We start from the raw sequence: 13,621 nt of genomic DNA, 5'->3' as shown, positions 1-13,621 counted from the left end.
GCGGCTGCTCTCAGGCCGGCTGTGGCACGCGGGCCGGGTCGAGGTGCCGGGCCACCAGATCCACGGTCATCTCGATGTCCTCGATGGTGTGCTCGGCGGTGATGAAGAACCGCAGCCGGGCCAGCCGTTCCTTCACCGCCGGGTACATGATCGGGTTCGCGCTGACCCCGTTCTTGAGCAGCGCGTCGGCCAGCTTGAGGGCCTGCATCGAGTCGCCGGTGATGCACGGGATGACCGGGGTGCCCGAGCTGGGCCCGGTGTCGATCCCGGCCTGCTTGGACAGCCGCAGGAAGGTGGCCGCCCGGTCGTGCAGGGCGGTCAGGCGCTGCGGCTCCTCACGGATGATGTTCAGCGCGGCCAGCGCCGCGGCCGCGTTCGCCGGGCTCATGCCGGCGCTGAAGATGAAGCCCGGCAGCGTGTACCGCAGGTACTCGATCAGCTCGTGCCGCCCGGCGATGTACCCGCCGCAGCTCGCGAGGGACTTGGAGAGGGTGCCCATCCAGATGTCGACGTCGCCGCGGTCCACACCGAAGTGCTCGCCGACACCGCCGCCGTTCGGGCCGAGCACGCCGATGCTGTGCGCCTCGTCGACCATCAGCAGCGCGCCGTGCTTCTTCTTCAGCGCGATCAGGGCCGGCAGGTCGCAGATGTCGCCGTCCATGCTGTAGACGCCCTCGACGATGATCAGCACCCGGCGGTAGCGGTCCCGGATCCGGGTCAGCAGCGCGTCCAGTGCGGCCAGGTCCTGGTGCGGGAACGGCTGGCGGTTGGCCCCGGAGAGCCGGCAGCCCTGCAGGATGCTGTCGTGCGCGAGCGCGTCGTGGACGATCAGGTCCTCCGGGCCGACCATGTGCCCGATGATGCCGACGTTCGTGGAGTGCCCGCCGAGCAGCGAGATCGCGTCCTCGGCGCCGACCAGGTCGGCCAGGGCGCGGTCGAGTTCGTCGTGCAGGCCCCGGTTGCCGGAGAGGATCCGGGCGGCGGAGACCGAGGAGCCGTACCGCTCCACCGCCTCCTTCACCGCGTAGTTGACCATCGGGTGCCCGGACAGGCCCAGGTAGTTGTAGCTGGAGAAGGAGATCAGCTGGCGGCCCTGCACCGTGGTCCGGCTGTTGATCACGCTGTCGTGCACGATGTAGTACGGGTTGGCCACCCCCACCCGCTCGAGGATGTTGCCGCGCGCCTCGAACTGGACGACCTCGGGCAGCTTGGTCACGTCGGCCACCTCCGGCCGGCGGGTGTCCGCCCGCGGTGCCTGTGCCTGCGCCGGGGCCGGTGTGGGGACCGGAGCCGCTTCGGGCACCGCGGCTCCGCCGCCCAGGGCCTGCGCCAGCGTCCGGGCCAGCTCGCCCACCGTGGTGATCCCGAACATCTGCTCGGGGGCGAGGTCGAGGTCCGGCCAGCGGCGCTTGGCCGCCGCGATCAGCTCGGCCGTCATGATCGAGTCGAAGCCCAGGTCGGTGCTGAACGACTGGTCCGCCCGGACCGTGTCGGCCGGGTAGGCGCTGATCTTGCCGACCATCGCCGCGACCTCGGCGAAGACCTGGTTGTCCTCGATCTTCTTCGGGGCGGGCTGGGTGGGCAGGGAGATCCGGGCCGGGGCGGCCGGCGCGGGCTCGGGTTTCGCGGCCGCGGCGGGCTGTGCCGCGACGGCGAACTCGATCGCCGTGTCGGCCGGCTCAACGCCGATGCCCCGCAGGACTGCGAGTTGCTCCCGAAGCAGAGAGATGACGTCGTTCACCGGAAGCTGCTCTCCGTTCCTGGTTACAGGGGCCGGCAGCGCTTCGCGTGCCGGAATTTCTGGGGTACAAGCGGAACGAGCTTCATTTGTACGTACAAATCGGGCCGGGGCTGCGCCGGGCGTCCGACGCCGGACCGTGTAGCGCTGCGTCGCCAGCGGCGACGGCGGCAACGTGACCAGCGGCACTCCCAGGCCCTCGAACAGCGGCGTGAGATCCACCGGAACGCCCGCGACGGCCAGCCGGCCCAACCCCTCCAGCAGCGCGTACCCGCCGTCCGGCTCGGACGGCATCAGCGCGATCGACTCCAGCCCGTGCGCCGACGGCGTCTGCGCGGCCATCCCGAGCAGCGCGTCCCCGGCCGAAACCTGGACCAGGATCTTCGCGCCGGCTTCGACCGCCACGTCCACCGCTTCGCGGAACTGCACCGGGGCTGAGCCCTGCCGCGCCCAGAGCGCGCGCAGCGTCTCCGGGTCGGTCGGCGCGGCCGGGTCCACACTGGAGACCAGCGTGTGCACCGGCTCGCGGACCGGCAGTTGTTCCACACGCTCGGCGATCCGGGAGTCCACGTCGGACATCAACGGCGAATGGAAGGCGTGGGACACGCGCAGCGGCACGACCGGCACGTCCCGGTTCCGGCACCGCTCGACGAGCCGGCCGACCGCGTCCTCGTGCCCGCTCGCGACTACCTGGGTCGGGTGGTTGTAGCAGCCCGCCCAGACCCCCTCGATGCCGGTGCGCAGCTGCTCGAAACCGGCCGCGTCGATCCGGACCGCGGCCATCGTGCCCGGCTCCGGCTCCCCACCGGAGGTGACGGCCGCGCCGCGCTCGATCAGGAACTCGATGCCGTCGTCCGGGGTCAGCGCGCCGGCCGCGACCGCCGCCGCCAGCTCGCCGACGCTGTGCCCGAGCGCCACCTGCGGGGTCACCCCGAGGTCGGTGAGCAGCTGGGTCATCCCGATCCCGGCCACACCGAGGCCGGGCTGGCAGATCGCGGTCGCGCTGACCTTCTCGTCGTCGTCCTCGCCGGGCGTGTCGCAGAGCAGGCTGGTGACCGGTGCGCCGGTGCGCTCGTCGACCCGGTCGGCGAGCGGCCGGACATGACCGGCCAGCGCCGGGAACCGGGCGACCAGGTCGCGCAGCAGACCGGGCCGCAGTGAACCCTGGCCCGGGTAGAGGAAGGCCAGCGAGCGGTGCTCGGGCGCGAGCGGGGCGGTGCCGGCGTACAGGCCCGCGGCCAGACGGCCGGTGGCGCCGGCGGCCAGCGACCGCGCCGCGGCGGCGAGGCGGTCGGCCAGCTCGGCCCGGGTCCGGCACATCACCGCGAGACGGGCGGGGAGCAGCGTGCGGCTGGCCATCGTGCGGGACACGGCGGCGGGGGTCAGCGTCGGGTCGTCGGCGACCAGACCGGAGAGCCGTTCCGCGTACGACGTGAGCAGCTCCCCGTCGTCCGCCGAGAGCAGCACCACCCACGGCCGTTCCCCGCCGGCGTCCTCGTCCTCCGCCTCCGGTGCCGGCGCCTCGCTGAGCACCGCGTGCACGTTCGTACCGCCGAAGCCGAACGAGCTCACCCCGGCACGCCGCCGGTCGTCGGCCGGCGGTGCCCACGGCGTGGGCTCGGTGGCGATCGCGAGTCCCGCCTCGGCCAGCGGCAACTCGGTGTGCGGGTCCATCGTGGCCGGCTGCGGCGGGACGGTCCGGTGGTGCAGGGCCAGCGCGGTCCGCAGCACTCCCGCGGCACCGGCCGCGGGCAGGGTGTGCCCGATGCTCGCCTTGCCCGACGAGAGGTAGCAGTGCCGATCCGCGGACTTGGCGCGCAACCGGCGGATCGCCTCGAGCTCAACCCGGTCGCCGACCGTGGTGCCGGTGCCGTGCGCCTCCAGGAAGTCGATCGCGCCCGGTTCCACCCGTGCGTCCCGGTACGCGGCCCGCATCGCCGCCTCCTGGCCCTCCGCGCGTGGGGTCATCGGCCCGGCGCCCTTGCCGTCGTTGGCGGTGCCGATCCCGTTGAGCACCGCGTAGATCCGGTCACCGGCCTCCAGGGCGTCGTCCAGCGGCCGGAGCACGGCCAGCGACCCGCCCTCGCCGAGCACGAAACCGTCGGCCCGGGAGTCGAACGGCCGGCAGAGCCCGGTCGGCGACAGCGCGCCCACCCGGGAGAAGCCGATCAGCGCGTTCGGGGTGAGGTTCAGGAACACGCCACCGACCAGGGCCGCGCTGCACGAGCCGGTGCGCAGGTGATTGACCGCCTCGTGCATCGCCACCAGCGCGGACGAGCAGGCCGCGTCCACGGCGAACGACGGGCCGCCCAGGTCGAGCAGCTCACTGACGGCGCACGGCGCCATGTTGAGCAGCGCCCCGGCCATCGAGAACGACTGTGGCGGATCGAGCGACACGGCCGCCGCCTCCGCGATGGCGTCCAACAGTTGGGGGTCGACGGCATCCGGCGACAGTGACCCGTTGGCCAGCAGGCTGGCGGTGATCCGGGCGCCGGTCATCTCCCGGTAGTCGGCACCGCCCAGCCCGACGAAGACGCCGGTGGTCGCCCGGTCGAACGGGCGCCGTTCCCAGCCCGCGTCCTGAACCGCCTCGCGGGCCAGGTCGATGAGGAGCCGGTGCTGCGGATCCATGGCTTTCGCGCGCCGCGGCGGGATGCGGTGGTGCAGAGCGGCGAATTTCTCGACCTCGTCGAGAAAGGCCACCTGGTCAGTGTACGTGGAATAGGTGTCACGAAAATTTTTTGAATAGAAAGTTTCGTGATTCCAGCGAGTCGACGGTACGGGCCGGAATTGATGAGCGGCGGCCAGCGAGTTCGCCCAGAACTCGACCACGTCGCGCGCCCCCGGAAAACGGCAGGATAGGCCGACGATGGCAATGTCCAATGATGTTCCCCATGCTTGCGAGCCTGAAGGTCCGCCGGAAAGCGGCCGGGAAAGCGCGGGCAAAGCCGATGGATGATCGTCGGCAGATGCGCTTCGTGAGCAGAGGCTAACGCACGACGAGGCATTTGCACGCAAGGTGTCACGGCGTTTCCACGAGACCTGTGGCTACTTCTGTCAAAACCTAGAACATCCTTGCGCCACCTCCTGTGATCTTTTACTCCGAGTCACTCCTTCGCGTCATTAGCGTGTCGCGGGTGGGTGGTCGGGCCGTTGTTCCGTGCAGGTCGGAGGGATGTTCGTCCCTCGAAAGTGTGTCGATTTGGGAAAAACGCCCGCTTCGCCTAGTTTTGTGCGCCATGAAGCACACGACTATGCGGTGGCTTGCTGCGGCCATGGCGCTGGCCGGTATTGCCACTGCCAGCCCCGCTCAGGCGGCCCCGTCGGAACCCGTTTTTCCCCCCATCCGCATGAACGCGACCGCGTACTACGGCACGCTCGACGTCATCGCCCGTGAGACGCTCGGGCTCAAGGCCCACTTCACGACCTGGGACGGCCACCCGGTGGCCGGCCTGCCGATCCAGTTCACCACCACCGGTGAGCGCTTCCCGATGTGTGAGGCGACCACCGACTTCGGTGGCTGGGCGGAGTGCAAGAACGGCCCGGTCCCGCCGCCCGTCTCGCTGGCGAACCTGCTGGTCAACGGCTACGACGCGGTCTGGCTCGGCAACCGGCGGTTCGCCCCGGTGAGCGCGCACAACAACATCGGTCTCGGCTGACGAGCAATTCGGCACCGGTGCGCGGCTGACCGCGTACCGGAGGATTTGGGATCGCGGCCGTGGGCGCGCACCAACCGGTGACGCGCCCTCGGCCGCCCCCGGCCGGTCTCTTCTGGTTTCCCGGCCGCCCCGGCCGGTCCCTTTTGGTCTTCGGCTGTCTCGGCCGGTCGCTTTCGGCCTCCGGGGCCTCAGCCTCTCTGCCCGCGCAGGTCGGCGCCGACCTCGTGCAGATGGCGCAACGCCTGCCGGTACGACCCGACCAGCCCGGTCATCTCGTAGGGAATCCCGATCTCCGCGCAGTAATCCCGCACGATCGGCTGGGCCTTCCGCAGGTTGGGCGTCGGCATCGCCGGGAACAGGTGATGCTCGATCTGATAGTTCAGACCGCCCAGTGCCACGTCGGTGAGCCACCCGCCGCGCACGTTCCGCGAGGTCAGCACCTGCTTGCGCAGGAAGTCACCGGTCCCGTCGGGATGTGGCATGCCCTTGTGATTGGGCGCGAACGTCATCCCCAGATAGACCCCGAACAGCGCCTGGTGCACCACCAGGAAGGCGAGCGCCTGCCCCGGGGTGAGCACCAGCAGCAGCGCCGCGGCGTACCCGATGAGATGCGCGCCGAGCAGCGCCCACTCCGCGCCGGGTCGCTTGACCGTGCCGTTGCGCAGCGCCCGGACGCTGTCTCGTTTCAGCGAGATCCCGAGCAGGGTGAGCAGCGGAAAGAAGAACCAGGCCTGGTGCCGGGTCAGGAAGCCCTTGCCCTGGGCCGCCTCCCGGGACCAGATCAGCACGCCCGGCCCGACGTCCGGGTCGAGGTCGTCGTGGTTCGGGTTGGCGTGGTGCTTGGTGTGCTTGTCCATCCAGTAGCCGTAGGACATCCCGATCGCCAGGTTGCCGGCGATCAGTCCGGCCCGCGCGCTGGGCTTGTTGGTGCGGAACACCTGCCGGTGCGCCAGATCGTGCGCGACCAGCGCCACCTGGGCGCTGACCACGGCCAGGAAGACCGCCACGGCCAGCGTCCACCAGGACGCGCCGACCAGGAAGAATGCCGTCCAACCGCCGATCAGGGCGAGAGCCACCAGACTCAGGCGTACGGCGTAGTAGCCCGGCCGGCGGCGCAACAGGCCGGCCGCGTTGATCCGTCGGTTGAGCTCGGCGAAGTCACTTCCCGCGGCGCGTGGCCGCTCCGTCGTCGTCGTCATGCCGCAAGACTTGTCGCTCAGCGGTACCGGGTCAGGAGTGCCAACACCCGAATCCGGGTCCGCTCCACCCCCGTATCGGGAGTAGTGCTGGCACTACCGACAATCGAGCGGCGAGCGGGCACCATGGCGCCATGGACTCGCGTGACTGGATACGCGACGGGCTCAGGTCCGTGCTCGCCGGGCTGATCGTCATCCCGCTGGCGGCGCTGAACCTGCCGCTCTTCGCGCTCTCGGTGGCCACCCTGATCCTGGGGGTGGTCCCGGGGCTCGGGCTGCTGCTGTTCCCGCTCGTCACACTGCTGGTCCGAGCCCGTGCCGACCTGGCCCGCCGACTCGGCGCGCAGTCCGGCGTGACGATCTCCCGGCCGTATCGTCCGATGCCCGACGGTGCTCGCCTCGGTCTCTGGCGTTATTACAAGTGGATCCTGACCGACCCGGCCACCTGGCGGGACTTCGCCTGGCTGGTGCCGGGCGCGGTGATCGGCATCGTGCTCGGCGCGCTCACCATCGCCGTCCCGCTCTACGGCCTCGAGGGCATCCTGCTCATCCCATTGTGGATCTGGCTCGGCACCGGGTGGTACGGCTACGGCGCGATCTGGCCGTTCGACACCGTCGGCGACGCCTTCCTCTCCCTGCCGCAGGGCGCTCTGATCCTCTCCATCGGCCTGGCCGCCGCGCCGCACCTGCGACGGTTCGACGCGCTCTTCACCCGCCTGCTGCTCGCCCCGACCCGCAACGCCGAGCTGCGCCTGCGGGTCAGCCAGCTCACCGTCACCCGGGCCGACGCGGTCGACGCGCAGGCGGCCGAGCTGCGCCGGATCGAGCGGGACCTGCACGACGGCGCCCAGGTCCGGCTGGTCTCGCTCGGCATGACCATCGGCCTGGCCGAGGAGATGGTAGAGGCGGACCCGGTCGGCGCCCGCAAGCTGCTGGCCGAGGCCCGCGAGACCAGCACCGCCGCGCTGGCCGACCTGCGGCACGTGGTTCGCGGCATCCATCCGCCGGTGCTCGCCGAGCGCGGCCTGGACGGCGCGGTCCGCGCGCTGGCCCTGGCGCTGCCGATCCCGGTCACGGTGGAGACCGCGCTGCCCGGCCGGCTGGACACGCCGGTCGAGTCCGCGGCCTACTTCGTGGTCGCCGAGGCGCTGGCCAACGTCACCCGGCACAGCTTCGCCCGCACGGTCTCGGTGGAGCTCTGGCACACCGGATCGATCCTGGTCATGCGGATCATCGACGACGGCCTGGGCGGCGCCGACCCGGCCGGCGGCACCGGCCTGCGAGGCATCGAGCGCCGTCTTGCCGCCTTTGATGGCACGATGAGCCTGTCCAGCCCACCGGGCGGACCGACCGTCGTGACCATGGAGCTACCTTGCGCGTCGTTCTCGCCGAAGACCACGCCCTCCTCCGGGACGGGCTGACTCGCCTGCTGGCCGCGCACGCCTGCGAGGTGATCACGGCTGTCGACAACGGACCAGCGCTGCTGCCCGCCCTGATGGAACACCGCCCTGACGTGGCCGTCGTCGACGTCCGCCTGCCACCGACCTTCACCGACGAGGGCCTGCAAGCCGCGATCGCCGCACGCGCCGAAATCCCCGGCATGCCGGTCCTGGTCCTCAGCCAGCACGTCGAGCCGCTCTACGCCCGCGAACTCCTCTCCGACCGTGCGGGCGGCGTCGGCTACCTGCTCAAAGACCGCGTCTCGCACGTCGCCCAGTTCATCGACGCCGTCCGCCGCGTCGCCTCCGGCGGCACCGCCATGGACCCCGAGGTCGTCTACCAACTCCTGGCCCGCCGCCAGTCCCCGCTCTCCGCCCTCACCACCCGCGAACGCGAGGTCCTCGCCCAGATGGCCGAGGGCCGCTCGAACGGCGCCATCGCCACCAAACTGTTCATCGGCGAGAAGGCGGTCAGCAAACACATCAACAGCATCTTCACCAAACTCGACCTGCCACCGTCCGACGACGACAACCGCCGAGTCCTCGCCGTCCTCACCTACCTCAACGCCTGACCACCCGGCCCAACCCATCTCCAACCCAGACCGCCCGGCCCCGCTCGGCCTTCGCGTCTGACCGCCCGGCACCGCTCGCCCTTCGCGTCTGACCGCCCGGCACCGCTCGCCCTTCGCGTCTGACCGCCCGGCCCCGCTCGGCCTCCGCGCCTGACCGCCCAGCCCTGCTTGCCTTCCGCGTCTGATTGGCTGGCCCTGTTTGCCTTCCGCGTCTGGCTGGCTGGTCTTGCTTGCCTTCCGCGTCTGATTGGCTGGCGCCGCTCGCCCTCCGCGCCTGACCGGCTGGCGCCGCTCGCCTTCCGCGCTTGATCGGGCAGTCGTGCTCAGTCTCAACGCCTGCCCGGGCGGTTCTACTCATCGAGATCGGCGTCCTGGAGCAACGCCACCTCCCCGCACCCTATTGCTGGCAGGCTCTCGTGCCTCTCCGGCAGGTTGTCCAGCGCCGACCAACCGACCCGAGCCCCAGCTGCTCCTGATCGTCCTGTCCGGAACACCACAACGGAAGCCGGCCCGCCACCTCAGCCGGCCCTCCCGCTCGCATCACCAGCCTGGTAACCACCATGGCGCCAGTCGGGTGGGTTTGGTTGGTCGTCGTGGTCGGGTCGTCGGTCTTGTGGCCGCTGTGGAGCCCAGCCGGGAGGGTTCGGCTGGTCGTCGTGGTCGTATCGCCGCTGCGGATAGGGCAATGGGAGCCAGCCCCGGCGTCAGGCGCCCCGCCGCTCTCGGGCCTGGCAGCTCTGGCTGGTCCTGGTGGTTGCGTCGCCTTCAGGGGCTTACCAGCCGAGCCGGCAGTGCTGGCTCGGCTGGTCTTGGTGGTCTGATACGTCGCTGGGGCCGGTCGAAAGGGCGTGCTGGCTCGGCTGGTCTTGGTGGTCTGATACGTCGCTGGGGCCGGTCGAAAGGGCGTGCTGGCTCGGCTGGTCTTGGTGGTCCGACACGCCGCTGAGGCCGGTCGAAAGGGCGTGCTGGCTTCGGCGATGAGGGACGTGTCGGGGCGAGTGGAGCGGTCAGCCAAGTCGGTCAGCCAAGTCGGTCAGCCAGGTCGGTCAGCCAGGTCGGTCGGTCAGGTCAGTGGGGATGGGTGAGGCGGGCGACGCGGCCCTGTTCGCCCGAGGCCCAGCAGGTGTGGCGGACGCAGGCGACGGCGTCGAAGCTGCCGGTGTCGAATCGGCGCCAGGTCAGGCCGCCGTCGCTGGACAGGTCGCTGCCGGTCGGACCGACGGCGAACGCGAGACGGCCGAACCATGCGACGCCGGAGCGGTATTCGCCCGGCGGGGAGGTGGCGACGGTCCAGCTTCGGCCGTCGCGGGTGACGGCCGCGCCGGAGGGGGCCGATGCCGGGATTGTGTAGTCGCCGCCTACGGCGAGGCCGTGGTGCGGGTCACGGAAGTCGAGGCCGTAGATGCCGGCGCTCGGGCCGCTCGGGATCGGCGTCGTGGCGACGCGCCAGGTGCGGCCGAGGTCACCGGAGCTGAACACCCGTGCTGTCGCGCCGCCGCCGGTGGCGAAGAAGGCCCTGCCGCCTGCGGAGACCAGGCAGGTTCCGCTCGCGGCGAAGGCGAACTCGCCGTCCAGGGCGGGCGGCATCCCGGCGCTGGGCAGGACCGACCAGGTGCGGCCGCCGTCGCGGGTGGCGAGGATGCGGAATCGGCCGTCGACCGGGTCGGAGAGGGCGAGGCCGTGCCGGTGGTCGAGGAAGGTCAGGCAGTCGTAGAAGGCGGCGGCGTCCTCGTTCTGGAACGTGCGGCTCCAGGTGCGGCCGCCGTCGGAGGTGGTGTAGATCCGCGAGTCGGTGCCGGAGCCGATGGTCAGCGCGACCGCGTGCCGGGCGTCGAACGCCTCGATGTCGCGGAACTGCAGTTGGGCGGCGTCTGCCGGGCCGACCGAGGACCAGCTGCGGCCGCCGTCGATCGTGCGCAGGATGGTGCCGGCGCTGCCCGCCACCCAGGCCACCGAGGAACTGACCGGGGCAAGACCGCGGAAACGCGCGGTGGACCCGGTGTCACTGAGCCGCCAGGCGAGCTTGGCCGAAGAGGCGACGGACGCGGCCTCGAGGGAAGAGCCGGAAGAGGCGAGGGAAGCGGCGTCGAGGGAAGAGCCGGAAGAGGCGAGGGAAGCGGCGTCGAGGGAAGAGCCGGAAGAGGCGAGAGACGCGGCGTCGAGGGAAGAGCCGGAAGAGGCGAGAGACGCGGCGTCGAGGGAAGAGCCGGAAGAGGCGAAGCCGGAGGAGGAGGTGGAGGAGGAGGTGGAAGAAGCGAAGACGGAAGAGGAGGACGAGGCGGCAACGGAAGAGAGGAAAGAGGAAGAGATGGGAGAGGAAGAGACGGAAGAGGAGGCGAGTGAAGAGGAGGAGGGAAAGAGTGATGAAGGGGAGGACGGGGAGGAAGGGGAGTAGGCGGCAGAGGCGGGCGAGGGAGCGGCGATCGCCGCGATCACGGCCAGACCTATCGACAACCTTCGTTTGATCGTCATTCCGCAGAACCTACCGGCTCGGCGAGTGTGTGGCACGGCACTGATCCGTGGGGTGTCACGCGCCCGAAACAAGCAGTTACCACAATGTGGGACATGAAGTCTTCGACCCAGCTCCCCGTCACCGTCGCCATCACCCGGCGGGCCGACCCTTCGCGGACCGCGGAGATGGACGCCTGGGTCCGCGCCGGTGCCTCCCTCGCCGAGGACTTCCCGGGTTTCCTCGGCACCGGCTGGGTCCGGCCCGAGCCCGGCTCCGCCGAATGGCACATGCTCTACCGCTTCGCCGACGCGAACGCGCTCAACGACTGGGAGGAGTCCCCGCAGCGGCGCTGGTGGCTCACCTCCGCCGAGGGGTTCGTCGAGCACACCCGGGTGGAGAAGCGCAGCGGCATCGAGGGCTGGTTCGAACCGTCGCGCGAGCCGCACGTCAAGCAGGAGGAGAAGGCTCCCGCCCGCTGGAAGCAGGCGACCACCATCTGGCTCGGTTTCTTCCCGGTCAGCCTGCTCGCCGCCTGGCTGCTGGCTCCGCACCTGGAGGGCCTGCACATGATCGTGCGCACCCTGATCACCACGCTCGTGCTGACCCCGATCATGACCTACCTGGTGCTGCCCCGGGTGACCCGCGTCCTTCAGCCATGGCTGAAGCGATGACCGGCGAGCGATGACCGGCGAGCGATGACCGGCGAGCGTTAACCGCCCAGCCGGTCGCGCAACCGGACGGTGTCCGCGGCGGTCCAGCCCGGGGGCGGTGCGATGGTCGCCCACCCGTCCACCGTCGTCGTCTTGTAGACGTGTCCGTGCCCGGTCGGCGTCGTGTTCGCGAAGACCAGGTCGCACGTCGTCTGCCAGAACGTCACCCAGGGAAACCAGTGCATGGACGGCGTGACGTCCGGCCCGCGATCGCCGCGCAGCCAGGCCGGCCGTTTCCACAGCATGCTCCAGCTCCACCAGACGACCGGGTCGGACGAGTTCTGCAGGTAGACGACTTTGGGCCGGGGCCCGGGCCGGTCCCGTAGTTCGGCCGCGGTGTCGGCGAACTCCACCGGCAGGCCGGGGTAGACCGGGTCCCAGACCGGTGTGCCGGCCGCCCGCTCGCGGGTGAGCCGCTGGTGGATCGGGTTGGCGAAGGTCGGCCCCTCCATCAGCACCCCGTCCGCCCCGGCGACCAGGGCTTCGGCGCTGCCGAAGGTCACCTCGATCCCGTACGTCCCGAGGCTCTCGCCGAACAGCAACAGCTTGGGCCGCTGGTCGGCGGGCAGCGCCCGCCAGCGGCCCTGTACCGCCGTGATCAGCGCGGACGCCGCGTCGACCACCTCGGACCGGTTCCCGATGAAGGCGATCGAGCTCGGCAGGTACGAGTACTGCATGGAGACCAGCGCGGTGTCCCCGGCGTACATGTATTCGAGCGACTGCGGCACCTTGTTGTCCACCCAGCCGGTGCCGGTCGGAGTGAACAGCGCCACCACCTTCCGCTGGAACGCGCCGGTCCGGTCCATCTCCCGGACCACCAGCTCGGCCCGGCCCTGCAGGGTCTCCGCCGAGGCCAGCCCCGCGTAGAGCCGGATCGGCTCGAGGGCCGGCCGGCCGGCGAACGTGGTCAGCTCCGCACGGCTGGGCGCGCCGTCCACGAAGCTGCGGCCCTGCCGGCCGAGGGTGTCCCACTGCACCAGCGACTGCGGCCCGCCGGAGCGCAGCGCCGACCCGGGCACGTGCACCCCGTTGCCGGTCCCGTTGTTGATCACGGCTGCCGACCGGTCGGCGACCGCGAACAGGTGCGCGACCAGCAGCCCGTCGAACGCGCTGTAGCTGAGCACGGCCACCACCACGGTGCCCGCGCAATACGCCGCCCGGTCCGGCACGATCAGCCGGAAGACCTGGGCGCAGCCGTGGGTGGCCAGCCGCAGGGCCCGTGCGATCAGCAGGATCAGCCCGAAGGTGAGCAGGCTGGCCCCGACGGTCCGGACGATGTCGTACTCCTGGGCCGGTGCCATGCCCAGCCGGAGACGTAGCTCACGCTGCCAGCGGACGCCGAGGACCAGGCAAGTGGCGATCATCGGAAGGAGCAGCACGGCCAGTACCCGCCACCAGATCCGCACGGCCCGGGGTGAGAACCGGAACCGGATCCGGATCAGCGCGCCGATCGCGGTGCCCAGGGCGTAACCCATCGCGGCGGTGATTCCGGCCACAACGCCCTGCAGGATCCCGGTGCGGGGGAGCAGGGAGGGGGTGAAGGCGAGGCAGAAGAAGAAGGCCGCCAGGCCGGCGCCGGTGAGGCTGAGCGGCGCTCGCATGATCCGTGGGCGGAGGTTCTCGAGGGAGCGTCGGGGCCGGGGGATCCGGGCGCGGACCGGCGCGACCGTGTCCGGAGGAGGTGTGACCACCTCTTTTCGCATGCGGTGCTCCGATCATCGACGGGGTGTCGGGTCACATCGCTCGGCGTACGGATTCGGCTACCCCTCCATCATCGGGGGTCGATGCCTCCACGCGCCGCCCCGCTTTCGGGCGGTTTCATGCCACGGCTTCATTCAGTCGGGCCTCCGGTTGC

At 70.9% G+C, this 13,621-nt stretch carries 9 protein-coding genes; 5 read left to right on the top strand and 4 right to left on the bottom strand.

The window, feature by feature from the left end:
- Positions 1-10 precede the first annotated feature (10 nt).
- Positions 11-4,621 carry a type I polyketide synthase gene (locus CHC09_RS01225; RefSeq protein ID WP_280523909.1) on the bottom strand — a complete coding sequence of 1,537 codons (4,611 nt, stop codon included), beginning with the start codon at positions 4,619-4,621 and terminating at the stop codon, positions 11-13.
- A gap of 467 nt (positions 4,622-5,088) precedes the next feature.
- Here CHC09_RS01225 and CHC09_RS01220 point away from each other — a divergent pair, with 467 nt between their 5' ends.
- The gene (locus tag CHC09_RS01220) at positions 5,089-5,397 is read left to right on the top strand and encodes a hypothetical protein (RefSeq protein ID WP_239138103.1); all 309 of its coding nucleotides are present in this window, start codon (positions 5,089-5,091) and stop codon (positions 5,395-5,397) included.
- Positions 5,398-5,585: 188 nt separating this feature from the next.
- Here the strand turns inward: CHC09_RS01220 and CHC09_RS01215 are convergent, their stop codons facing one another.
- Positions 5,586-6,596, bottom strand: coding sequence for a fatty acid desaturase family protein (locus CHC09_RS01215; RefSeq protein ID WP_089291058.1), 1,011 nt, complete (start codon positions 6,594-6,596; stop codon positions 5,586-5,588).
- A 131-nt stretch (positions 6,597-6,727) separates the two neighbouring features.
- On the opposite strand from CHC09_RS01215, the gene CHC09_RS01210 reads away from it, so the two are divergent.
- A complete protein-coding gene (locus CHC09_RS01210; protein ID WP_089291057.1) occupies positions 6,728-8,014 on the top strand; it encodes a sensor histidine kinase in 1,287 nt (428 codons plus the stop codon).
- Positions 7,966-8,604, top strand: coding sequence for a response regulator (locus tag CHC09_RS01205; RefSeq protein ID WP_089291056.1), 639 nt, complete (start codon positions 7,966-7,968; stop codon positions 8,602-8,604). Before CHC09_RS01210 ends, CHC09_RS01205 begins: the two co-directional genes overlap by 49 nt.
- 1,068 nt (positions 8,605-9,672) lie before the next feature.
- Here CHC09_RS01205 and CHC09_RS01200 read toward each other — a convergent pair.
- Positions 9,673-10,548: a WD40/YVTN/BNR-like repeat-containing protein gene (locus CHC09_RS01200; RefSeq protein WP_244911587.1), complete on the bottom strand. Its 876-nt coding sequence runs from the start codon at positions 10,546-10,548 to the stop codon at positions 9,673-9,675.
- Here CHC09_RS01200 and CHC09_RS46075 point away from each other — a divergent pair.
- Entirely contained in the window at positions 10,526-10,999 is a 474-nt protein-coding gene (locus CHC09_RS46075) for a hypothetical protein (protein ID WP_179276896.1), read from the top strand. The genes CHC09_RS01200 and CHC09_RS46075 overlap by 23 nt on opposite strands.
- A gap of 170 nt (positions 11,000-11,169) precedes the next feature.
- On the top strand, positions 11,170-11,727 hold the full coding sequence (locus CHC09_RS01195; RefSeq protein ID WP_089291786.1) for an antibiotic biosynthesis monooxygenase: 558 nt from the start codon (positions 11,170-11,172) through the stop codon (positions 11,725-11,727).
- Between the two features lie 38 nt (positions 11,728-11,765).
- On the opposite strand, the gene CHC09_RS01190 is transcribed toward CHC09_RS01195, so the two are convergent.
- Positions 11,766-13,469: an alpha/beta hydrolase gene (locus CHC09_RS01190; RefSeq protein ID WP_089291055.1), complete on the bottom strand. Its 1,704-nt coding sequence runs from the start codon at positions 13,467-13,469 to the stop codon at positions 11,766-11,768.
- Between the last annotated feature and the right edge of the window lie 152 nt (positions 13,470-13,621).

This window comes from Actinoplanes regularis (assembly GCF_900188005.1).
GTDB classification, from domain to species: domain Bacteria; phylum Actinomycetota; class Actinomycetes; order Mycobacteriales; family Micromonosporaceae; genus Actinoplanes; species Actinoplanes regularis.
Note: the sequence above shows the minus strand (reverse complement) of the source record. Positions and strands in the feature narration are given on the sequence as shown.

Bases quoted from the DNA above. Each gene is read 5' to 3' on its own strand.
- CHC09_RS46075 (WP_179276896.1), top strand. From the start codon at position 10,526: ATGGTGCCGGCGCTGCCCGCCACCCAGGCCACCGAGGAACTGACCGGG.
- CHC09_RS01195 (WP_089291786.1), top strand. From the start codon at position 11,170: ATGAAGTCTTCGACCCAGCTCCCCGTCACCGTCGCCATCACCCGGCGG.
- CHC09_RS01220 (WP_239138103.1), top strand. From the start codon at position 5,089: ATGAACGCGACCGCGTACTACGGCACGCTCGACGTCATCGCCCGTGAG.
- CHC09_RS01215 (WP_089291058.1), bottom strand. From the start codon at position 6,596: ATGACGACGACGACGGAGCGGCCACGCGCCGCGGGAAGTGACTTCGCC.
- CHC09_RS01210 (WP_089291057.1), top strand. From the start codon at position 6,728: ATGGACTCGCGTGACTGGATACGCGACGGGCTCAGGTCCGTGCTCGCC.
- CHC09_RS01190 (WP_089291055.1), bottom strand. From the start codon at position 13,469: ATGCGAAAAGAGGTGGTCACACCTCCTCCGGACACGGTCGCGCCGGTC.